Source organism: Bacteriovorax sp. Seq25_V (assembly GCF_000447795.1).
Classification (GTDB): Bacteria; Bdellovibrionota; Bacteriovoracia; order Bacteriovoracales; family Bacteriovoracaceae; genus Halobacteriovorax_A.
On the sequence record NZ_AUNI01000019.1, the window covers coordinates 183826 to 207516 of the forward strand.

Genomic DNA, 23691 nt, shown 5'->3' on the forward strand with positions numbered 1-23691 from the left:
ATGTCTAGTTATGATGCGTGATGAAAAGCTTGCTTAAAGGATTTTATTTGCAAGTGACGTGACTCTGTGGGCTAAGGAATTATTAAACTCACGTTGTTGTTCAAAGTCTTTTAAGTCATTGATGATTGTTGGAATCTTCGCTTTATTCTCGCTGAAGTGAGTTGTAATTTGCGTCATAAGCTTGATGAACTCATTCTCATTAAAGTTTGAGTCTTTTACGGCCTGAGTCAGCTCAACTGTGGATCTTGTTTGAATAAAGCTGGCAATTGCTCTTGCCGTAAAGTCATCTTTTGAAGAGAGATAATCAAAGACCGATTTAAAGCGCGTAAAGTCAAGAAGTTCACCCTCAGAGCTCAGCGTAAGATTTATGGCCCTCGAGGTAATCGTTGGCATAATTTGCTGTCTTTCAGAGTTTATAAGAAATATCGAGGCCTCAACTTCGGGCTCTTCTAAAGTTTTTAAAAGTTTATTAGCAATCGTATCTGAGATCTTATGAGCATCTTTAATGACAATGATTTTACGAGTGAGTTCGATTGGTCTTGTGCCTAAGAAAGAGAAGAAGTCTCTAAACTCATTATTTTTAAGTGTGTAATTCTTTTCATCTGTCTCAATGAAGAGTATATCCTGGTGTTCACGCGGACTTTTTTTCTCTGTTATTGACCTTAGAAATTCGTTGATCCACTCAAGGCCCTCATCAAGATTACATATCATCGTCAATGTATAAAAATGGGCCATTGTCCCATTCTTATACTTTGCAACTAAAATTTCTTTGAGTTTTTGAAGTTCGCTGGCCATGATCTAATTGAAAATTAGTTCATCAATTTCAGATTTAAGTTTAAGATAAACTTCATCCGCAGATTTTGAACCATCTATTACTTTGATTCTATCTGTGAATAATTCAGCACAAGCATCGTAACCTTCAATTAGTTTTGAATGGAATGAATCATCACGAGACTCGAAATAATCTTTTGGAAGATTTCTCATTCTTTGTCTTTCAAGAGAAGTTTCAAGATCAATTCTAATATAGAAAGTTTTATGTGGTACTAAGTTAAGAGGGAAGATGGTATGCATTTTTAAAACGCTCTCTATCCCAAGTCCTCTCGCTACACCTTGATAAGCAATAGTACTATCAAGGAAACGATCACAAATGATGATTGTGTTTGGTTCATTAAGTTCTTGAAGAACAACTTCAGTAAGAAGTTGCGCTCTGGCCGAACAAAAAAGATATGCCTCAGTTGTCGGGTGTAGATCTTTTTCTGAGTTTAGAATTGCTTGTCGAAGCCTTTCTCCGAAAGAAGTTCCGCCTGGCTCTCTTAAGACAATAACATTAAAATTACGATCTTCGAGATATTCTTTAATTCTTACAATTTGTGTTGATTTTCCTGCGCCTTCAATTCCTTCAAAGCTCATGAAGAATGAACCAGGAAAAGCCGGGCTTCTAAAATTATTGAGTAGTGTAGGATCTATATTTTTCATGCTTTAGTTTTATCATACTAAAACATTTGATGACTAGTATTTCTTAGTAAATTAAAGAACTTCGCTCTATTCTATTAGTTCGCCCTCTGCGTTAATTGTATCTCCAATTGGATTTCCATCTTCATCAATTGGCCCTAGGTTTCTTGAAATATCTTCTAATTCATCAAGAGGCATATTCTCATCAAATTGATTTGTTAACTCTGGATCGATTGTATCTTTTGATACTCTCTGTCTAATTGGATCTAGCTCAACAGCTTCTGTTGCATCGTCAAAAATTGCTTCTGGTGGAACTTCTACAAGTACACTTTCATCTTGCATTTCTTTCTTTGCAAATTCCGCATCACGAATACTTTCAGAACTTCTTGTGACAGTTCTTCCTTGAGTTACTTCAAGTGCAGGCCTCTTTTCAGCACGTGCCGGAGCACGAGTCGGTTTCGATTTTCTTGCTGTTGGTTGTGGTTTGGTCGCTTTGGTTTGAGTAAATTCTTTTTTAGAGACAGGTGTTGCGGTCTTCGTGACCACTTCTGGTTTTCCAGACATCGTCTGATAAAAATAATAAATACCAGCGAATGCAACCAGAGCGAAAAGGAAAGTAATCATTGTTGATGAGCTTTCTCCTTCACTTTCAGTTTGTGTTACATTCTTATGTGCGTTCATTTCTTCGATGTGATGTTTTTTCTTACCTTCGTTAAGGTGTCCAACATAAGCAAGACCAACAAGGGCATCTTTCTCGCTCGCATTGTGAACGGCCTTGGTTATGGCCCTGTCAGCATCGTAGATACTATTTGTAAAAATATGTCCATCTGGTCTGAATGGTAAGTTCTGATGAGTCTTTTCACGTCGATCAAAGCCTTCTATATCATGAATTTTTCCCCAGCTCGAACCATTATCAATTGAGATAAAATCAATTGGTAAGATCTTATGAGTTGCAAGCATTGCTTTGATTTGATCAGTTGTATAAGGACCTTCTTTCTTACCTTCTATAAGTAGGTAATAATCCTCTTTAGCTTCAGCGAGATTTTGTGTTGAAACGAGGGCCGGTCGACGACGTTGAAAATATGGGTGCGAATAGACAGAAGTCCATTCTGCTTCAGTTACATTTTTAACTTTTGTTTCTTCACTATAAAGATTTGCATCTGCAAGAAAATCTTTTAAATCAATATTCCAAAAGGGACCAATAACTTTTCCCTCCACAAGAATTTCGTAGATTTCTTCACTCGGGTATTGATGATGATCAATCTGCTCTTGAGTGAGTAGATAGTCTTCAATTGATTTTCTTTGATCATTTTTTAAGGCATTACCCATACGATGTCCCCCATAGACATTAGAATCTAAGAGGCGTATCGGCACTTTTTACCACTATTTTAGGAAAACTTGATAAAAATGATTTTAAACAAAAAAAGGAGACTCGAAAGTCTCCTTTTCATTATAAATTAAATACTTAGATGGTACTTAGAATAGTGTGTAGTAAAGAGTTGTCCCTACAGCACCTTTGTTCCACCACTGGTGTACACCTGTTGCGTAGCCGTCATTTGATTGAACAATCCATGATTCAAAGTATAGAGATACTGAAAGAGCACCGATTGAGTAGTCTGCAGAGGCAGATAGAAGAATATTGTCGCTTCCTTGAGTGTTAGAAGCAGCATCCTTAACATTGTCTTTGTAGCTATACCAAATGAATGATGGAGTTACAGAGAAGTTATCAGTGAATGAATAAGTTGGAACAACACCGATTGAAAGAAGCTTATCTCTCTTGAAGTCACCAGAGTTTCTATTGTACTGAAGAATATATGGATTAGATCCAAGAGTAAATTTTCCCCAAGTTTTAGAGAATGAAGTATATAGGTAGTGGTAACTATCGTAACCTGTCTTTCTTGCTTCATCATTAACAAAGTAGTTTCTCAAAAGGAAACTCATGTTCACGCCATGCTTTTCTTCTGTAAGAATTTTCGATCTTGTAAATCTAAACTCAGTGTTGCTTAGTTCTGTATGGTAGTCACCTTGACCTTTTTGAGTTTTGTCATGTGAAGTTCTAAACATAGGCTTAAGAGTCAGTTTATGATATTTGTCGATTTTGTAGTTTAGGTAAACATAGTTATCTGAAGTAAAACCATCAGCACCTTTTGAATCAATATAAGTATCATTTAACCAGCTTACTGAAACTGGAGATTCTTTAATTTTGTTCCAAAGATTTGATAATGTCGTCGTTGATGTCGACGGGCTTGTTGTCGTTGCAGTATCAGCTGCTGTCGCGCCTACTGCTGCTACTAGTGAAAGTGCTAGTAAAAGTCTCTTCATTCCTTGTCCCCTTCGTGTGTTATATGCCTAATCAAGTTAACTTTTTATTAATCGTGTTACCTAAAATGACAATTTCCTGACAAAAAGACAACAATTTTAACAAAGACCTATACCATTTCTTGCTAAATGTAAGAAAAAGTAATTTTTTGAACAAAACCATAAATAAATTTACATATTCCTCAGTGTCGCAATGTCTTTTTGACACCAAAATGTCGCGATAAAGTGTTGAATAAAGGTAAAGTGATACCTATACTTTAACTAATGCTTATCCTAATGAATATCGCACTCATTCTTCGAACGGTTTTTTTTCCTTTAATAAGGTTACTTTCTTTAATTGTGCCGGCCTTAAAAGACAGGGCCCAATTCGAGTATGAGAATCAACTATCTCCTTATAGTGAAAGTTTTAATAAAGTGGGGCGTAAGGCTGAGATTGCTTTTCATTTCTCTAGCGAAGGAGAGCTCGAAATCATACGGCCGATTATTGATCAAAGTCTTATTCAGGGGCATTATGTCGAATTGCTTTTTACATCACCGAGCGTTGAAGCAAAAGTTGTAAAACTTTGCTCACTATATCCAGAAAAGGTGAGGTGCTTTCGCATGCCTCTAGTCAGTTTTTTTCCAATCTTTTTTGGGCACAATAACTATCGCTGGCAAAGCGCAGATAAGCTTTTAATGGTACGTTACGACTTTCTTCCGGAACTTATTTGTATGAAGCCTTTTCTTTCTAAGTTCATTCTCTTTGCAGCTTCCGCAAAGAGTTCCTCAAATAAAGATTGGCGATTTATTTTAAAGCGAGGAATTTATCAAGTCTTTGATGATATCTTTCCTACAACAAAAGAGGATGAGTCCTTCTTTCGCTCTAAACTAGATACTAGGAGAGTGAAGATACATGGACCAAGTGAACTACGATCACTGCAGATTAATAAGAGGCAACTTCAATTTAACTTTCATCAAAATGAATTACATCATGCTCTACACGACTTAATCATGTTAAGACCAAAACGCTTGATGATAGCTCAGTTATGGCCAGAAGAGCTCCCTTTTTTGCAAACTCAAAAGCTTATCTCAAAGGTATCATCAGGAGAACTTCTCTGCTACGTTGCTCCCCACCGTTTTGATAGCGCATTTGTCGCACAGTTAAGAGTAGGACTTGAAGAAATATTTAAAGATCAGGTGCCTATTTACTTTATAGCCAAGGATGCAAAGGCCAGCGATGTTACAGAAATTTCAAAACAGTCTCAGCTAGTTCCTGGTGTCATTTTAAGTTGCCTGCCAGGGATTCTATGCGAACTCTATCCTTTATTTGATAAAACGTATGTTGGTGGTGGCCTTGGTAAAGGAGTTCATTCGCTACTCGAGCCATTCGTGGCCGGCAGCCAAATTGCCTGCGCAAGCAATGTTGATCGTTCAACCGAATATGATATTGCACTTTCTCTTGGGCAAGATATTTCAATTATTAATTCATCTGTAGACTTTGAAAGCTTCCTTAGCAAGGATGACTATAAAGATATTGATATTGCACACTTTATTGAGGACAATGAGAAAGCGCTGATTGGCCTACTTAGACTTTTGGAAATTACTAATGCTTAAAAAAAATATTGATACAATTATTGTTGGCCGTAATTATGTTTCATACTTACTAGGTTTTCAGCTTCTCTTAGAAAAACGCGACGTGCTTCTACTTGAAGATGAAAGACTTTCAAATGGGCACGGTCATTTCAATTATTTCTCTCATATTGAGCGCTCTTTTATTAAAAGCTGGGCCGAGAGTATTTCAATTGAGGACACTCTTGATATCGACAACTATCTTGAGGTAAGACCTTATATTAGTAAGCTTGGTGATCGGGAAGTTCTACTTGGTAAGAATAGTCCTTATTCTAATCTAAGAGAGTTATCTCGAAAGTTTCCTGAGCTATTCAGTGAATTGTATATCCATATAAAAGAAAATCTTATCCTTGAAGAAGAGTTTAATGATAGTTACTACAAGCTATCTTCTCGACTTGGAAATACTCTTTGTCGCTTTAAGACGATGCAAAATATAAATGTACAAACTTTCATGCATCACAGTCCTGAAGTTTTTAATGACCTTTTTGAAATATTCTATAAAAGCTTAACTGAAGAAGGTGACAATCAAGATCTTGCATCATTGTTTATATATTCTTCACGCACGATTGTTCATAATGTTTTAACTGATAAACTTTCAAAAATTGAGGCCATACATCTCTTCCTTTCTTTGCTCGGACCAAGATATTTCTTCAATACAGCTGAACTAAATAAGAGTCTTGAAATATTACTTGTTTCTCGTGGTGGATTTTTCCGTTCTAGCCCGATTAGGGAGTGGAAATTTCATAAAGGTAAACCTTGGTGTGTAGAATTAAATAGTTTTGAAGGTATTGTTCATCCAAAGCATATTTCTTTTGTTGGCGGAAGGCCTTCAAGTTTTCCTTTAAAGTTTGATACAAAAGGCACTTATACAAATTTTAATATTAAATTGACTCATGATAAGTCTTTGACTGACTCTTTTGATAAGTATCTTTTTAAGGTAAATAAAATGGGGACGCAGTTTCCTTTTCTTTGTCTTACAAATCATGAAGGAAACAAGGTCGCACAGGTTTTCTCCCGCACAGTAGAGTGTCAAAAGGCAGAATTCTATCGTGAAGAAATTCGTGAGCTATTAAAGCATGAGAGAGTTATTGAATCAGGTGAGGAAATGTCTCAAACTGAAGTTGGACAAGAGGTTGTTTGTTCACATAGCTTTGAAAATGTTCACATTCCAAGTAAAGTAGTGATTCGAGACGCTGGAAATGCACTGGAGAATACTCAGTTAAAAGACGTTCACTATATTGGTCCTTGTCAGCGATCTCCGCTTGGTCTTTTGAGTTCACTTTTAGAAACAAAAGATTTTAGAAATTTTCTCTAATCTTAGGTTATAATAATCCTATGAACTTTTTAAAAAGCACTACATCAAGTAATACTGGTCAGGTCGTTGTTGAATACGTTCTGATGCTCTTAGTGATTGTTGTGCTAGCTTCAACAGTCTTTAATATCATCAAGGCCCGTCTAAGTTTTGATCCGGCCACTTGTCCCCCTGGAAGCTTGAACCCGATCTGTGCTGTAAAGAGCCTTACTAATAGTGATGGGGATGAGGCCTCGAAGTATCGTTCATTTAGACTTGCTCGCTAAGTTACTGAATTTACAGTAACTATTGTAATTAAATATCAATATCTTACACCTATTTCCTGTAAAATTTACACTAACTCGTTGAAAACCTAGAAACATTTGTGCGTTGTGCTATAACTGAAAGGTAACACACAAATAGAACGGGAATTTTTTCTAGGAGAACGAAAATGAAAAAGGGAAATAAGCAAATTTCACTTTTATTAAGCCTGATGGCAATCTCATTACCAATGGGACAATCTTTTGCACAAGAAGATCCATTGTTAACAGAAACTGCTGATCAAATCGTAAACACTGATCAAATTGATATCGAAGGACTTTACTCTCAAAAGCAAAAGCAACCTTCTCAAGCTGATCGTATTCAAAAACTTCGTCGTGAGCTTGAAGAAAAGCACGAGCAAATGATGAGAAAGAAAGTTGAAGACATGAGACTAGAAGAAGAGAGAAAGCTTGCTCGAAAGCTTCAGAATGCTCTTAATGGTCAAATGCAAGCAATGGATCAGGTTTCAACTCAAGCAGCTGCGCCTGTTAAAACTGTTGAAGCGGTGGCACCTGCTCCACAAGAAACACTAAATAATAGCGTTTCACTAAGTGGTGGTTTCATGAGCCTTTCAAGTGATACTCAAGATCTTGAAGCGGGATTGAACCTAAGACTTGGTGTTGAAAATAGAGTTCACCCAAATATCACTGTTGGTGTTGGTGTGAGATATGTTTCTCTTGATACTAAAGATCAAGATAACAACTATATCAACTATGGTAGCTACGGAAGTAACTATTATGGAATTTATTCAAATAATAATTCGATTTATAATGAAGCGAGAACAATTAACTTTAAGCAAGTTTCTTTCGATCTAAACTCTAAGTTCTACTTCACAGTAGATTCAAAGATTAGACCATTTGCTGGAGTAGCTGTTGCTTATAATAGAGGATCATTTAAATACGAAGAAAATAAATCTTATTACTACAATGGTAATAATTATGGAGATGAGAAAGTTTCGAGCAATAATGTTTCTGGTGCAGTAATGGTTGGAGCTCAGATTCAGTTCTCTAAGCACTTTTCTGCAGAGATTAGCGCTCAGTATGAACGAGCTCTTAATTCAGGAGTTTCTGACCTAAAAAATTCTAATACTCCAGATGAGCAAAGACTTAGAAATCTTGCGCTTGATTTAGAGGAAGCGAATATTGCTTCAATCAATGCAGGACTTTCTGTAAACTTCTAGTAAAAAGCTCAACAATTCCCGTGTTATTATTTAATTGGCCTACGTAAGTAGGCCTTTTTTCGTCTAATAAATCTTTCATTTAAACCGATACTCGTCTATCATAAACATGCACAATTATTCAAAATACCCCAAGGAGTACATATGTCACTAAAACCTGTTTATTTGGTTGAAGGTAAGAGAACGCCACATGCGAAGGCCGGTGGAGAACTAAAAGATATTCAAGCGCCATTCTTAGGAGCATATCTTGTAAGGGCCCTACTTGATAATACATCAATTGCTAATGATGAAGTTGATGAAGTTATCTTTGGTAACACGGGAACACCTGCAAAGTATCCAAATATCGGGAGAGTGATTGCTCTTGAAGCGGGACTTGATAAAAAAACTTCTGGTTATTCTGTTCATAGAAATTGTGCTTCAGGTTTAGAAGCTGTTTCACAAGCATTCTTAAAAGTTGCTAGCGGAAGACATGATGTAATTGTTGCTGGTGGTGTTGAATCAATGTCAAATATGCCATTAATTTATAATAAGGAGATGACTGAGCTTTTCATGAATCTTATGAAAGCAAAATCGATGTCTGACAAGATTAAAGTTATCTCAAGCTTTAGACCTCCTTATCTTTCTCCTATTGTTGCAATCGAGCAAGGTCTTACGGATCCTTTCTGTGGGCTAAATATGGGACAAACAGCTGAACTACTTGCAAGAGAGTTTGGAATTACAAGAGAACAACAAGATGAGTTTGCTAACCTTTCACATCAAAAAGCCGTTGCTGCAATGGAAGCAGGAAGATTTGCAGATGAAATTCTTCCTCTCGCAGTTGGTTATAAGATGGATAAGCTTCTTATGAATGATGTTGGTCCACGTGCGAACTCTACAGTTGAAGGTCTTGGAAAAATGAGACCATACTTTGATAAGAAGTCGGGAACAGTTACTGTTGGTAATGCTTGTCCTATCACTGACGGTGGTTCGGCAATTCTTTTTGCTTCAGAAGAAGCAGTAAAAAAATATAATCTTGATCCAATGGCAAGAATTGTTGATTATCATTTTCATGGTCTAGAGCCACAAAGAATGGGAATGGGACCACTTCTTGCAATGGATGGACTATTCAATAGAACGGGGATGACACTTGATCAAATGGATCTTGTGGAAGTTAACGAAGCATTCGCTGCCCAAGTAATTGCTGTAAATATGGCAATGAAAGAAAAGTCACTTGCTGAGAGATTTGGTCTTTCAAAAGCATGGGGAGAAATTCCTGCTGAGAAACTAAATGTTAACGGTGGAGCAATTGCCCTTGGTCACCCTGTTGGCTCAACTGGTTCAAGACTACTTGTAACTCTTGCTCACGAGCTTAAGAGAAGAAAAGCAGGCTTTGGTGTTGCGTCTCTTTGTATTGGTGGTGGACAAGGTGGTGCTTGTATCATCGAAAACCTTAAGAAATAATTTTAAAAATTTGGAGATACATATATGAGTTATAAAAGAATTAGTTTTGAGACAAAAGAAAATATCGCCTATGTTGGAATGGGTTATAACTGTACAAAGGCAATGACTGTTCTAGACGAAGAGACACTAAATGAACTTCAAGATATCGTTGAAGAACTTCATGGAAATGCTTCATCTTTAAAAGGTGTTATTTTTCATTCTCATAAAGACAGATGTTTTATCGCTGGTGCTGATATTAATCTTATCTCATCAATGAAGACTGAAGCCGATGGACAAGCTGGGTCAGAAGCTGGTCAAAAAATCTTTAATAGAATTGAAGATCTAAAAGTAACAACAGTTGCTTGTGTTGGCGGTGTTTGTCTTGGTGGTGGGCTAGAGCTTGCTCTTTCTTGTAATAAGATTATTACAAGTGATGATAAAGGTGTTCAACTAGGACTTCCTGAAGTTAAGCTTGGTATTATTCCTGGTTTTGGTGGGACATACCGTCTTCCAAAAAAAGTAGGTCTTCCAACGGCACTTGATATGATTCTATCTGGAAAAACTCTTGATGGAAGAAAAGGTAAGAAAGTTGGCTTAGTTGAGGAAACTTATGCTAAAGAGCGTCTACTTGATATGGCCCTTAAGCATTTAGGTAAAACTGAAAAGAAAAAGTCATTTAAAGAATCTTTAGAAGATCTTGCAACAGATAACGTATTAACGAAGAAAATTATTTTTCAAAAAGCACGTGAGAGTGTTTTAAAGAAAACTAAAGGTTTCTATCAAGCACCACTTAAAATTTTAGATGTAATGGAAGCTGGTGTGATGAAAGGTCGCGCAAGCTACCTTGCAAGTGAAGCAGAAGCTTTTGGAGAGTTATGTGTGGGTGATCAAAGTAAGAACCTTCAACATATCTTTTTCATGGTCGAGAGCTCAAAGAAATACCCAGGTATTAAAGGTGAAGGAAAGATAAAGAAACTTGAAAGAGGAGCTTGTCTTGGTGCTGGTACAATGGGTGGCGGTATTGCTTGGTTAATGGCCAAGAATGATATGAAGCCAATTATGAAAGACTTAAATCAGACAGGACTCGAGCTTGGTCTTAAGCAGTCAGCTTCTAATTTCATGGGCGCTGTTAAGAGAAAGAGAATGTCTTACGACGACTTTGAAAGAATGCAAAGATCAATTATTGCACAAACTGACTTTAGAGGTTTTGGACACGTAGACCTTGTCATTGAAGCAGTTGTTGAAAATATGGACATCAAGAAGAAAGTATTTGCTGAAGTTGAAACTAAAGTTTCTAAAGACACTATACTAACTTCAAATACATCTTCACTTTCAATCCAGGAGATGTCGACTGCCCTTGAAGATTCTTCAAGATTTGCGGGTCTTCACTTCTTTAACCCAGTTCACATGATGCCTCTTGTAGAGATCATTACTCATGATAACGTTTCTCCAGAAACTGTTGAAGCTCTTTATAACTGGGTACTAAAAACAAAGAAAACACCAGTTGTTGTAAAAGATGGTCCAGGATTCCTTGTAAATAGAATCCTCATGCCATTTATGAACGAAGCAGGATTCCTTCTTGAAGAAGGTGTATCGATGAAAGATATCGATGATGCATGTTTAAACTTTGGTATGCCAATGGGCCCATGTCGTCTTCTTGATGAAGTAGGGATTGATGTTGGTCAAAAAGTTGCAAAGATTATTCACGATGGTCTTGGTGATAGAGCAGCGTCTTCTTCATTAACTGGAAAACTCGTTGAGAAAGGTTTCCTTGGAAGAAAGACATCAAAAGGTTTTTATCTTTATGATGAAAATGGAAAAGTAGCAGGTCCAAATGCTGAAGCTCTAGCGATTTTCCCAAAAGCAACTAAAAAAATGACTGAAGTTGAAATTCAGAAAAGAATCTTTCTTCCAATGATTAACGAAGCTGCAACAGTTCTTGAAGACAAGATCGTTGATAATGCAATGGCCGTAGATCTTGGACTAATCTTTGGTATCGGTTTTCCTCCATTTAGAGGTGGACTACTTAAGTATGCAGATAGCGAAGGATTGGAAAGAATTCAAGCTGAGCTTGTAAGTCACGCTGAATCTGTAGACAAGGCGAGATATACGCCATGTAAATTAATTAATGATCTCGTAAGCCAAAAGAAAAAGTTTTACGAATTATAATTGAATGCATTTTTTAAAGTTTTTCATAAAATATCTTTTTCAAGCAAAGACTCGCCAAGGCCTACTAATTATGGCCATGGCGGGACTCTTTGTTTCTAGCTTTTGCTTAGTCCTTGTTCAGGGAGTACTCACAGGTCTCCAAGGTAATAGGGTAGAGCGTTCTAAAGAAATTGAGGGTAGCTACGTTATAAAACTTAACGGTGATGGACTCGAGCTTGATCAGTACCTTATTGATAATAAGATAAAGTATTCGAAGGAATATGAACTAGAGGGTCTTGTCAAAAATGGTAATTACATCACTCCTGTAATTATTCACGGACTTGCAAGTAGCGTTCATGTCGCAGATTTCTTAAAAGATAATGAAATTAAGTCTCAGTTACTGATGTCGGCTTATGTGGCCCAGAAGGCCATGATTCGCCCAGGTGATGATGTTCAAATTATCTCTCCTGCTCATACTGATGCTTTTTTCGGGGATCTCGCACGCTATAAGACCCTAGAAGTTTCAGAGTTTGTAGATTCTAAAGATCCTGCAATTGATGAATTTCACGTGTGGACTGATCTTAGAAGTGTGCAGTCTTTAATTAGGAAGAGAGATGTGAATCAAATCAGAATCTATCAGAAGCTTTCTACAGATCAGACAGTAAAAATTCTATCTTTTTCAAATGTTAAAGATATAATTCGTTGGGAGTCTTCACATCAGAATCTTGTGTACGCTCTCTCGCTTGAAAATAATGTTATCCTTTTTCTCTTTAGCGCCACAGTTGTACTTGTCGGCCTAAGTATTGTTGCAGGCCTTAGTATATTCTTTAATCGCTTAAAGCAAGATTTTGTTTCTTTCTGGATTTTAGGAATGTCCCTTCAACGTATAAAAAAAGTTGGCGCAATAAATATTGGAATTGTAACGATCTCGACACTGGTTTTTGGCAATCTCTTGGGGCTTCTAAGTGCTTATACTTTAGAATCTTTTTCTCCTGTTATCATGCCTGAGATGTTTGTTGACCGATCTCTTCCTGTTAAGATTACGCTGTATTCATTTAATTTCTCTTTTGTATTTCCTGTGCTTTTAACAATTCTTTTCACATATATTGCAAGCACGAGATTTTTTAATTCAAAGAACGATTTTTTAAAGACCCTAAGAAGTATTGGAAGATAGAAATGTCAGGTGAAGTTATTAAAGATGATCTTGAGATTATCGGAATCTTAAAAGGACTTAGTAATAATAAAACCAAGCTTTGGTGTTGGCAGGATGTTATTCATGAAGATGGTACAAAAGAACGTGTTGTTCATTATGTGATCATTCAAAAAGTTGACCCAATTAAGAAGGTCTTTCATGTTCGTCCTAATGTAAAGCATGGGTTTCGTTTTGTTGGTGATGCTAAGACATTCATCCTTGCAAAAGAGCGAGCTATCGCCTTTTCTTTTGTTCCTCGAGATGTTGGAACGCAATATATGATGATTGCTATCCCAACTCAGGTAACACCAGTTAAGGCCGAATTCATTCAGTCTGTGGAACTTGTTGAACGTGAGAATGAAGGTAAACATCAGCATCTTCGTGCAGCAGAGAGAAAACAAATTACATCGACGAAAATGGTTGGGATCAGAAAGTATGATAATGAGGGGCTCCTTGGAATACTTGATTTTCACTTTCTCTATGATCTTTCTGCTGGTGGCCTTAGTTTTCGTGTTGAAGATCCTGCTGAATTTTTCAAGGATGAGCGCATCGTTGCAGTTAGTATCGATGGGAAAAACCTTGCTAATCCTTATCGCTTGATTGTGCGCTCAATTCGTGAAATGGAAGATGGGAAATTTAAAGTTGGATGTCAGTTTATAAAGGATTAACTAAGTGCATATTACAAATAAACTTTTATTGTCTATTATTTTATTTTGTCAGCTCGCTTTTGCTGGCGTAGAAGAAAATGAAAAAAGAATTGAATTTCTTTTAAATGCAATAAATCAATCGAAAGGGACTTTCTATCGATCTGGGGAGTCCTACCCCGCGACTAAGGCCCACGATCATATTAAAAGAAAATATAGAATTGGAATGCTTAACCCTTTTTCTCCTTCTAAAGAAGAGTGGACGGCTGAGTTTTTTATCGACAATGTAGCTTCAAAGTCATCAAGTACTGGAGAAGATTATTTTATAGATGAGAACGGTAAACGTATGAAGATGAAAGAATGGCTTGATAATAAATTAAAAACTTTCAATAAAAACTCGTTGTAAAGAGATAGAGAAATCCTTTGTTCTTGGGTAAGTAGTGAAGTCCTAAACTTGGTGATGATAATAACTTTTTCTCTCTGATAACAGTAATAGATGCTCCATATCCAAATATTGTGTCGGTTCCAGTTGCAGCTAAATTCATTTGGTATTCACCTATTCCAGTAGAAACTATATAGTCACTATTGATTTCGTATATTATATCTAGGCTAAACTCATCTCCTGACCTATATGATTGAAGTCGCTCTTTTTTTGTGTAACTTGAGTCGCGGTTAAATGTAAATCCAATAGCGATTCCAGTATATATATTGAATGAGGTGATAAGCGATGTCATATTGATGATGAAGTTATCTTGTGCCTGGTAGTCATCAATATTGAAGCTCATTCTAGTAAAACCAATCGAAATAGAAGTGAAATCATTTTTATACAAGTTGTATTTAAAGTTAAAGTTATATTGATGTCTACTTTCGAGATATAGTAATGGGATAGTTCCGAGTTCAAAATCTTTTGCTATACCAACTGATAAGCTACTCATAAATACGCTAGAGGTTACATTTGCACCTGCTGTCTTTTGGAGAGAGACTTTTCCTGGTGCCAGGGTATTTGGGTTTGTTGTTACATGTGGATAGTAGTTTGCTGTGATAGAGATATTGATCAAAACTATTAAGATACTCTTTAGATTCATATAAATACAGGGAGGAAGACCTCCCTCCCTTTATTATTTCAGTTTAAAGTTCTTAAGAGCTGCGAATGCATTATTTCTAATTGGTGCATCTGCTTGTGGTTTTGGAGCTCTATTGCCTCCCTGTCTTGGAGAAGAGCCACCCGTAGGTCTTACAAATTGCTTAGAGTCTTCACCTTTTTTACAAGTTAGTGAAATTCTCTTTCTTTCGAGATCAACATCTAAAACCATTACCTTAACTTCTTGACCAGCTTTTAGAGCATCAAGTGCATTTTCTACAAAGTGGTCGGCCATTTGTGAAACGTGCACAAGTCCATTCTCTTTGATCCCGATATCAACGAAGGCACCAAACTGAGTAATGTTTTTAACGATACCCGGGTACCACTCGCCAATTTTAATATCTTTAATTGATTGAGCGTCTTTTCTAAACTCTGTTGTCTTAAACTCTGTACGCGGATCTTGAGTTGGAGCAGTTAAAGACTTAACAATATCATCAATTGTAAATTGTCCAAGCTCATCAACAAGCTTTGAGTCTGTTTTAATTTTCTTTGCAAGTTCTTTGTCTTCAACAAGTTCTTTTACTGATTTTCCATTCTCTTTCGCCCAGTCTTCAAGAGTTTGATATCTTTCTGGGTGAATAAATGTTGAATCTAGAGGGTTTTCACCGTTATAAATTCTTAAAAAACCTGCGGCCTGTTCAAAAACTTTTGCTGTAAAACGTGGTACCTTTAAAATTTCTTCTCTCTTCTTAAAAAGTCCCTTGCTGTCTCTATATTTAACAACATTTTCTGCAACACTTGGCCCAATTCCTGAAATAAAAGATAGTAGAGGAGCACTCGCTGTATTTAAATCAACTCCTACGTAGTTAACACAACTTTCAACGACACCATCAAGAGATTTTTTAAGTCTTGTCTGGTTGACGTCGTGCTGGTACTGACCAACACCAATTGATTTTGGATCAATTTTAACTAGTTCTGCTAGAGGGTCTTGGAATCTTCTTGCAATCGAGATTGCTCCTCTTACCGTTGCATCTTTGTCTGGGAATTCTTTCTTTGCAATTTCCGACGCAGAATAAACAGAAGCTCCATCCTCAGAGATCATTGTTGCTTTTACTTTTCCATCCCTAACTTGTTTTACCATGTCTTCTACAAATTGAAGTGTTTCTCTTCCATATGTTCCGGACCCAATAGCAATATACTCAACATTAAATTGATCAATCATTGCTTCAAGAATTCTTGCTGATTGTTCTTTGAAGTTCTTAGGTGGGTGAGGATAGATAACAGTATCAACTACAAACTTACCTGTATTATCAACCACAACAGTTTTACAACCTGTCACAACACCTGGGTCAATTCCAAGTACAGTTTTTGGGCCTAGGTATGGTTGAAGAAGAAGGTTTTTAAGGTTTGCGCCAAATACTTCAATTGCTGACTCATCAGCAAGTTTTTTAAGCTCAGTTTTTATCTCAAGATCAAGTGAACTATGAATATAATTTTTAAATGATTTTAGTGCACAGTCTTCAAGAACTTTTAAAAGAGTTAAGCTTGAATCTTCGTAGTACTTGCTTCTTATTTTTGAAGTTGCCATTGCCTCATCAAAAATAACATCGACCTTAAGTACTTTTTGAGTCATCGCTCTTCTAATTGCCAGGAAACGGTGAGTGGCCTTCGGGTCTTTTAAACCAGAAACACTTTGTTCAAATTCAAAGTAGTCTTTGTATTTGTCAGAGTCTTTTACTTCATCTGCTTCTTTTCTCTTAGATGTTTTAATTGTTGCAAGCTTCCAGTACTCAAGTCTTAATTGATCCTTGATTTCTGAGTCGTGTGCAAACATTTCAATAATAATATCACATGCACCTTTGATAACGTCATCAAATGAAGCAATCTTAAGATCTGGCTTGATATACTTAACTGCTTCTTTTGCAATTTCTGTCATTGGTGCTTTTGTCGTTAGCATGAAGTTTGCAAATGGCTCAAGTCCAGCTTCTTTGGCAACCATACCTTTTGTTTTTCTCTTTGACTTAAATGGTGCATAGAGATCTTCGAGTTGGTTGATTGTAGTTGCTGCTAAGATTTTCTTCTCAAGATCTGGTGTGAGCAGTTCAAGCTTCTTAATTGCCTCAAGAATGAATGCTCTTCTTTTTTCTCTTTCAATATATTCTTCGTACTTTGTTTGTAATTCTCTGATTTGAGTTTCATCCATTCCGCCCGTTTTTTCTTTACGGTAACGTGTGATAAATGGAACAGTGCAATCTTCCACATATAGCATCTCTAGAACTGCCATAATATACTTTGCCTGAATGTCTGTGTTATCCACGCAATAGAGTACTGCATTATTGTCAATATTCACTTAAACTCCTCATTTTGTGTGTTATTCAATCTGTCTTTAGATAGTGTTTTGTGTTAAAAAGTTTTAAAATTTTAAGGTTAGAAGTCATTAACTGACAATTAAAAAATGAATTTTTCGGGTAAGTAATGGATGATATATATGATTTAGTAGTTGTAGGAGACGGTATAGCTGCGCGTTGCATGCTCTTTGCCCTCGCTTTGGACGATTCTTTTGACAACTCAAAAAAAATTCTTCATATCTCAAGCGATTCTTTTTACCCTACGTGTACGGCACGTACGACGTCAGTTGTTAGTTTTGGCGCTCATCAAAAGGGGATTTCGATTCTTGGAGATCTCCTTGTGGACTCTCTTTTTGCTTTTGAGGAATTTTGTACTACTTATTCCCCCGAAGGCGTTGAGTTCTCTCGTCAATACTATGTAAAACCTGAAAACGAGTCAAAACTTGCGCAGTTCAACGAACGCTACAGTCACAAGACTAAAATTTTCAATGTGGAATGTGCTTTTGATCGCTGTGCAATCATTAATTCTTCATCACTAAATTCGTGGCTTGAAGCATCTTATCTAAAGTACTTTTCAAATTATACTAAAGTTGATGATGTCGTGACTGCTGTGAATTTAAAGGATCATGTTATTAATACCAGAAAGCGTGATCTTGTTCCTTATAGTAAACTTCTTCTTTGCACAGGCCCTTATACTCCTTTCTTGTTCAAAGAAAAGAAACTACCAGAAGGGAAGGCAGTGAGTGGTTCATATTTTCAATGGGAAGACATAGATCTTGGTAGTGACTCTTTTGTTTTAAGCCAGGGTCACTTTAATATAATTTATCGAAGCGGCGAGAAGCTTGTTCTGTTTGGTGGCACGAGTTATGAAGGGATTGTCTTTGATCACTACCTTCAGGAGCTAAGAGAAAATTATGAAAGTTTTGTCTCTGTATTTCGAGAGCTACCTCTTCCAAGTATTGAAACAGCATCTGTTATTACTGGGATAAGGCATAAAGGAAAGAAGCGTCTTCCATCTTTTTATACTGAGAATGACATGATTGTTTTAAATGGGCTTTATAAGAATGGATTTTCATTCCCATTTTATTTTGCCAAAAAAATAGGCCTCTATCTCTAGAGGCCCTTTGTCTTTATTAGTTGTTTTTTTCTCCAAATGAACTCGTCAGTGGATTGAAGTCTTTCACTGGAAGCTCATCGTAGTATTGATCATCAGCATTTCCAAGGTCGTCATACTTCTCAACCGTACCTGGGATTGCGATATCTGCTACGAGGTCATGATCTCTATCAAATGCCAGTAAGAAATTTGAAAAAGTATCTTTCATATATGTGTCTGGTAATACCGTCTTTTTTACTTTCTTTAAGAAGATATTCTGTGCATTTTCATTAACAAAGTCAGTGAATCTTGCAAAGTTTTTCTCTCCTCTTATTAGAGTAACAAATTTATTTTCGGCCATACTTAAGCCATCTCTTAGGATTGTATTAAACTGGTGACCTTCTCCAATATAGAACCATGATTCAGTCAGTTGTTCTTCAACGATATTATCCATACAAATTCTAAATCTTTTTGGATTGTCATATCTCCTCTCGATAATGTGTGGCATTCCTCCACCATAACCATATGGCATATGATGTTCTTGAAGCTCTAACTCATATCTATTCGTCCCTGTTAAAGTCACGCACTTGTTTGTGTAAGCTTTAAATCCTAGGATAAGCTTCTCAGCATAAAGGTCAACACCTGTTCCAACATCAGCTCTGTTTGAGCTTCCTGTTTGCATATCGTGTCCCCACATCTTCCCAACGTCAATTCCACCATTTACTCCAATTTTTACAACTGGGATGTCAAACTTTACACCAAGTCCGGCCTTGATACTCCTTGATGTTGATACTCTATCACTTGTTCCATGGTACGAACCAGTACCAGCTCCACTGTGAATTCTAATTGTATTAGAGAATTCAACTCTTGGATTCTTTGTTTCAAGCGCTTTGATATGACTATATGCTGATACATCCATCATTGTCTCTGGCGCTTCTATACATTTTTTATAGTTAATGTCTTTGTAAGACTTAAATACCCATGATCCAACTGTTTCATTGCTAAAGAACAGATCACAAAACTTTCTCATCGTGTCTCTTGAGTAGTTATCTTCAAAAAGGGCCAGTCTTTCTTGCTTTTCAAGCTTCATTGATAGTTTTTTATCAAGTGAAGAAAGTGAGATATTTGTAAAGTCCTCAAGTTCAGTTTCAGTCTTTGCTCTTTCCATAAATGCTTGTTCTGCACTTGTATTTGTTTTTCTTGCTAATTGTTGATCAATGATTTTCCCATTTGATTCAGAATTAACTTGTGAAAATAAGTTATCTAAAAATCCTTGTAACTCAACCATGTTACTCGATTCTTTTGCTACTGCATCTTCTACATCCACTTGTGTGTGTAGTACTGATCTGAACATCTTGCTTGAAGCATGGAACGTTCCTGCTGCAATTCCTGGTACTAGTGAGTTCTCAGTTTCTTCAAGTGGCTCAAGTTTCACAACAGCGTATGTTCTTGTGTAAACATATGGTACATCGCTAAATTTGATTGGTAGATCAATTCTTGCTTTTAACCTCTTTGCCTCAATTTCAACTTCTTTTGCTGTCGCAGATATCACTTTGAACTTATGGTAGTTAGTTGAAGTTAGTTCAATATCACCATCTGTTGGAGCAAGGATTAAAACTTTTAGTCTAAATCTTCCTGAGAAGATTGGCTCAGTTGGATCAATTGTGTGTACGAAGTTACCATAGTCAATTTTTGGAAACATATTAACGACGTATGACTTCACGATAACAAGATCTAGGTTCTTATTAATATGAAAGCCTTTATCTTGATCATGACCTAAGAATGAATAGTTAATCTCATCAAGAAAGATTTTTGCTTTTTGATCTTTTGAATCTTCTGGGCATTCTCCTGAGATTGTATCATGACCAAAGACCCATCCAGAGTTAGACCATGGGTAGAGACATACTCTTCTTTCTACATATGCACCTTTAAGTGCAGGGTTCTTTGATTTCACGATAAAGTTGTATGGAATACGTCTTGTATTTGTATATCTCTCATGTAGCATTGAAAAAGATAGTTCCGCACAACCATTTTCGTTAAGCATGAAGTTTTCTTTCTTTAATACACGTCCTGTTTCTTCATTGATCATGTAGGCATCGATCATTTGTCTTGCCATTCTTTGACCATTTGACTTCAGGTTAAAACAAGTATTTGCTACAAATGGCTTGTCGATAACATTATTGTCATTTCTTGGATCCTCTTTTCCGTAACCTTTCGGTGTGAAACGAATTTGATCCATTACGATTGTATTGTTAATTGCAAGCTTGTTATTTCTATTTGTCGTTGTTCTATTTTCCGCCTTGGTTAAGTCAATGAAGTTGTCTCCGTTGATTGGATCAATTCCATAGTATAGAGGAGCACTAATTTCTGTACCATTCACACTTATTGTTCTTTTAAATTCGACAAGCTGGTTTGCTTGTGTGAAATCGATCTCAACATGCTCTTCCCAGAATATACATGCATCTTTATCAGAGCGAAGAGTTTTTGTTCCAATCTCTTTTCCTGTTAAACTAAAGTTAAAGAAACTTAAGTCTCTATCAAAAGTCGTATCAAGACACGCTTTCATTGTGTAGAACTTATCCGTAGGCTGTCTTGATGTTGGACTCTCTCCAACTTCTTGTTTTCCATCTATCTTTATCGATTTAACGATTAGCGTGGAAGACATTGCGTTGATCCCATCAGCGCCGGCCAGTGGATCAGCTTTCTTGTCATCAACTGATTGCGAACAGCTAATTAGAAAAGCGCAAATAGTTAATAGGGCAAGCTTCTTCTTACAAAATGTCATAAGACTTCCTTAAGTTTATTTTTATAATTTTTTCATCTGATAAATAAAATTGTGGTGTCTTTACCTTTCTGTCTACGTAACTAATTGTCGTTGTGAGACTTTCAGGATTTTCGATTTTAAGCTCTAATGTTTTACCTTCATAATTATTTTTATAAGGAGAGCTATTGTAATAACTAACTGTCGTATCTGAATCTACTGAGAAATCAGACATTGAAAGAGTAACCTTATTATCTAGAACTTCAGTTGAAGCTGAAAGTTCATATACCTTACCAGTGTCGTGACCGCTGTCAGCGTTGTTATTTTTCACCTGCTTCATTGCTGGTGTAATTGTTAAAGAATTACCAAGAGCAAGAGTCGTGCTGGCCTTAAGCATTTTTCCTTTAAATCCGTAAACGTATAGTGAGTTTGATTCACTTGTGCCTGAAACAGTGTTTCCGTAGTACTTATCATTATAAGCTAGTGAACTTGAGAGATTCTTGTATGCGTACTGAGCGCCTTTTAAATCTATAGCATGTCTACCAAGTTTAAATTTGATATTGATAAATTCACTGAAAAATCTTGGTTCACCCTCGTCAATATTATCAAAACGATTTGATAGCTCGTCATTATATGGACTTGATTGTGTCGCCACGGCACTCATTTTTAAGAAATCATTTTCAAATGAGACTTTCTCTCTCACACCCATAGAGGATGCTCCTGAAGCAATTAGGTTGTCACTTGAGTCTTCATCATTATTATCAAGTGCACCAGCATAGAGGTCGAATAGTTCAAGAACATTATATGAAAGGTAGGCATACTTAGCGTAGTAGCCAGACTTTGGTGTAAATCTTCTCTGATCATATTGAGCTTTTGAGCTTCCTGTCTCAGAAGAAAGCGTAAGGTTAAGATTTAAGTAGATATCATTGGAAATATTCGCTCTTGTTTCGACGTTGAGACTCGAGTTGAAAAGCTTTGCTTTATCAATTGACCCCGCAAGATCTGTATAGCCTGCTCCTAGAGATAGTTTTAGTTTTTCAATTCCTAAATCCTTAGCACTCTTTTTGAAGTCCGCGCTAACTGTTCCACTCACAAGAGTAGAAAAGAGGAGAGATGAAATAAGGAGTTTTCTTTCACTTTTCATATTAGTCCAAGCTTATAGTTCAAATTAATTAGTACACTATCAAATATACAAGAACCGTGCCATGCACCGTGTCATTTTTTCATGAAAATAATGAAAGTAAGGTACTGAAAAAAGGTAATGAATTATGATTAATTTATTGATTTTACTACATTTTGTTTAATTGGAGGTGTTATCTTTTTGGTGTGTCGTTTATTTTTTATACAATTTTTGGATGGCTAAAAAAAGATGAGACTATTCATTTCTTAATGTAAAATTTGAGAAGTTATTTATAAGTATGGGAAAAGATAGAAGCATGGTAGCGATGGGCAGATTTGAACTGCCGACCCCGACGTTATGAATGTCGTGCTCTAACCAACTGAGCTACATCGCCATGGATTGTTCTGGAATATTAATGAGTTGCAGATATCTTGTCAATATATTAATTTAATAAAAAATGACAAATCTAAAGCGCTATCTATTCAACTTTTCGAAACATATCAATGAATTTTGTGTGGAATTCAATTTAATCGGATCAAAGCGTCCTGTTATTGCACTCAGTGGTGGCCTTGATTCTGTGGCCCTACTCTCTGTGATAAATGACCTTCATCTGCAAGGATTTGTGCGTAGGCCTCGTGCTGTGACAGTTGATCATGGAACTCGTGCAGACATTTCTCATGAGCTTGCTGGACTCAAGGACTTTTGTCTGAAGCTTGGAATTGAATATACAATTTTAAAAATTGCGCCTCTTGATCTAAAAGCTTCAAATTTTGAAAATCTTGCACGTCATGCTCGCTATCAAGCTTTAAAAGAAAATCTCGAAAAAGATGAAGTTTGCTTACTTGGTCACCATTTAGACGATTGTTTTGAATGGTCATTAATGCAACAATTCAAAAGTTCTCAAATGAGCTCTAAACTGGGAATTCCTGTTAAAAGAGGAATATTTAGAAGACCGCTTCATTGTGTCTCTCGTGCCCAAATTTTAAAATATGCGCGACTAAAAAATCTATCTTGGTTTGAAGATAGTTCAAATAAAAATTTAAAATTTGAAAGAAATTTTGTACGCGAAAATTTAGTCAAAAAAATCGCTAAGCGCTATCCAAAATATCTCAAGCACTATGTGAATTCACAGCGTGAATTAAAACTAATGCTCCAAAGTAACAATGCTCATAAAAAGATGATGGTGAAATACCGTCATAGAGAATGGGGAGTAATTTTAGAAGTTGAAGGTGATCTACAACCAGATCTTCTTAAGCGTGAGATCTTTAAAATTTCAAGTGCGACTAGAGGCCAAGTCTCGTTGCAGATAGATAAATTTGTTCAAAATTTTAATAAGAACACAAATGAGACTAAAGGCCCATACACATTTTCTGGGGGGATTGAAGTTTACCAGTTTGGCCGTGCAATAATTATTGTTGCTAAGAACTTTGAGATAGAACCCATAGCTTCTCAGATTCCTGGCGCTTTTCCATTTATAGTCAAGGCGAAACCTAAGGAGGCCCTGCGCGGTACGTCTATCTTTTTATCTGCTAAATGCCGCGAACTTCAAGAGCAAATGGATGTCTCATACCCATGGAAGTCCCCGAGAGGGCAAGTTCTTATCTATATTTAATTTCATAGTCTTGACATTGGCGTCCGTGATACCATTTTAATGACTGGTATTTCTTGAAAGAATGAAAATCAGTCTTTACAATATGTTACCATAAGAAAATAGGAA

19 protein-coding genes and 1 tRNA gene are annotated in these 23691 nt (G+C 36.5%); 11 read left to right on the forward strand and 9 right to left on the reverse strand.

Going from position 1 to position 23691, the window contains the following annotated elements:
* Nucleotides 1-33 precede the first annotated feature (33 nt).
* The 4 genes from M900_RS12275 to M900_RS12290 form a co-directional block, all read right to left on the reverse strand.
* Entirely contained in the window at nucleotides 34-795 is a 762-nt protein-coding gene (locus M900_RS12275) for a DNA polymerase III, delta subunit (RefSeq protein WP_021275190.1), read from the reverse strand.
* Between the two features lie 3 nt (nucleotides 796-798).
* The gene (gene tmk / locus M900_RS12280) at nucleotides 799-1476 is read right to left on the reverse strand and encodes a dTMP kinase (protein ID WP_021275066.1); all 678 of its coding nucleotides are present in this window, start codon (nucleotides 1474-1476) and stop codon (nucleotides 799-801) included.
* 66 nt (nucleotides 1477-1542) lie between these two features.
* Entirely contained in the window at nucleotides 1543-2781 is a 1239-nt protein-coding gene (locus M900_RS12285; protein ID WP_021275109.1) for a DUF4339 domain-containing protein, read from the reverse strand.
* A 147-nt stretch (nucleotides 2782-2928) separates the two neighbouring features.
* Nucleotides 2929-3774, reverse strand: a complete 846-nt coding sequence (locus M900_RS12290; RefSeq protein WP_021275244.1) for a hypothetical protein — start codon at nucleotides 3772-3774, stop codon at nucleotides 2929-2931.
* Between the two features lie 261 nt (nucleotides 3775-4035).
* On the opposite strand from M900_RS12290, the gene M900_RS12295 reads away from it, so the two are divergent.
* The 9 genes from M900_RS12295 to M900_RS17290 all read left to right on the forward strand — a co-directional run bounded on the left by M900_RS12295 (nucleotide 4036) and on the right by M900_RS17290 (nucleotide 13977).
* A complete protein-coding gene (locus M900_RS12295; protein ID WP_021275078.1) occupies nucleotides 4036-5364 on the forward strand; it encodes a glycosyltransferase N-terminal domain-containing protein in 1329 nt (442 codons plus the stop codon).
* Entirely contained in the window at nucleotides 5357-6694 is a 1338-nt protein-coding gene (locus M900_RS12300) for a hypothetical protein (RefSeq protein ID WP_021275237.1), read from the forward strand. The genes M900_RS12295 and M900_RS12300 overlap by 8 nt, the downstream gene beginning before the upstream one ends.
* Before the next feature lie 20 nt (nucleotides 6695-6714).
* Nucleotides 6715-6957 (forward strand): hypothetical protein, encoded by a 243-nt coding sequence (locus tag M900_RS12305; RefSeq protein WP_034732608.1) that lies wholly within the window; start codon nucleotides 6715-6717, stop codon nucleotides 6955-6957.
* Between the two features lie 164 nt (nucleotides 6958-7121).
* Nucleotides 7122-8171, forward strand: a complete 1050-nt coding sequence (locus tag M900_RS12310; protein WP_021275102.1) for a hypothetical protein — start codon at nucleotides 7122-7124, stop codon at nucleotides 8169-8171.
* Between the two features lie 141 nt (nucleotides 8172-8312).
* Nucleotides 8313-9608: a thiolase family protein gene (locus M900_RS12315; RefSeq protein ID WP_021275235.1), complete on the forward strand. Its 1296-nt coding sequence runs from the start codon at nucleotides 8313-8315 to the stop codon at nucleotides 9606-9608.
* 24 nt (nucleotides 9609-9632) lie between these two features.
* The gene (locus tag M900_RS12320) at nucleotides 9633-11756 is read left to right on the forward strand and encodes a 3-hydroxyacyl-CoA dehydrogenase NAD-binding domain-containing protein (protein ID WP_021275123.1); all 2124 of its coding nucleotides are present in this window, start codon (nucleotides 9633-9635) and stop codon (nucleotides 11754-11756) included.
* Nucleotides 11757-11760: 4 nt separating this feature from the next.
* Entirely contained in the window at nucleotides 11761-12909 is a 1149-nt protein-coding gene (locus M900_RS12325) for an ABC transporter permease (RefSeq protein WP_021275216.1), read from the forward strand.
* 2 nt (nucleotides 12910-12911) lie between these two features.
* Nucleotides 12912-13595, forward strand: coding sequence for a PilZ domain-containing protein (locus tag M900_RS12330; protein WP_021275088.1), 684 nt, complete (start codon nucleotides 12912-12914; stop codon nucleotides 13593-13595).
* A 4-nt stretch (nucleotides 13596-13599) separates the two neighbouring features.
* The gene (locus M900_RS17290; protein ID WP_021275136.1) at nucleotides 13600-13977 is read left to right on the forward strand and encodes a DUF5329 family protein; all 378 of its coding nucleotides are present in this window, start codon (nucleotides 13600-13602) and stop codon (nucleotides 13975-13977) included.
* On the opposite strand, the gene M900_RS12340 is transcribed toward M900_RS17290, so the two are convergent.
* Nucleotides 13958-14629, reverse strand: a complete 672-nt coding sequence (locus M900_RS12340; RefSeq protein WP_021275183.1) for a hypothetical protein — start codon at nucleotides 14627-14629, stop codon at nucleotides 13958-13960. The two genes, M900_RS17290 and M900_RS12340, sit on opposite strands and share 20 nt — an antisense overlap.
* Before the next feature lie 60 nt (nucleotides 14630-14689).
* Nucleotides 14690-17002, reverse strand: coding sequence for a Tex family protein (locus tag M900_RS12345; protein WP_052600818.1), 2313 nt, complete (start codon nucleotides 17000-17002; stop codon nucleotides 14690-14692).
* 125 nt (nucleotides 17003-17127) lie between these two features.
* Between M900_RS12345 and M900_RS12350 the strand changes: the two genes are divergently transcribed.
* Nucleotides 17128-18117 (forward strand): FAD-dependent oxidoreductase, encoded by a 990-nt coding sequence (locus M900_RS12350; RefSeq protein WP_021275129.1) that lies wholly within the window; start codon nucleotides 17128-17130, stop codon nucleotides 18115-18117.
* A 16-nt stretch (nucleotides 18118-18133) separates the two neighbouring features.
* Here the strand turns inward: M900_RS12350 and M900_RS12355 are convergent, their stop codons facing one another.
* The 3 genes from M900_RS12355 to M900_RS12365 all read right to left on the reverse strand — a co-directional run bounded on the left by M900_RS12355 (nucleotide 18134) and on the right by M900_RS12365 (nucleotide 22368).
* Nucleotides 18134-20878 (reverse strand): hypothetical protein, encoded by a 2745-nt coding sequence (locus tag M900_RS12355; protein WP_021275203.1) that lies wholly within the window; start codon nucleotides 20876-20878, stop codon nucleotides 18134-18136.
* Nucleotides 20865-21998, reverse strand: coding sequence for a hypothetical protein (locus M900_RS12360; RefSeq protein WP_021275128.1), 1134 nt, complete (start codon nucleotides 21996-21998; stop codon nucleotides 20865-20867). The genes M900_RS12355 and M900_RS12360 overlap by 14 nt, the downstream gene beginning before the upstream one ends.
* A 293-nt stretch (nucleotides 21999-22291) precedes the next feature.
* A tRNA-Met gene (locus M900_RS12365) sits at nucleotides 22292-22368 on the reverse strand.
* 63 nt (nucleotides 22369-22431) lie between these two features.
* On the opposite strand from M900_RS12365, the gene tilS reads away from it, so the two are divergent.
* Nucleotides 22432-23586 (forward strand): tRNA lysidine(34) synthetase TilS, encoded by a 1155-nt coding sequence (gene tilS, locus M900_RS12370; protein WP_034732611.1) that lies wholly within the window; start codon nucleotides 22432-22434, stop codon nucleotides 23584-23586.
* Nucleotides 23587-23691: the final 105 nt, after the last annotated feature.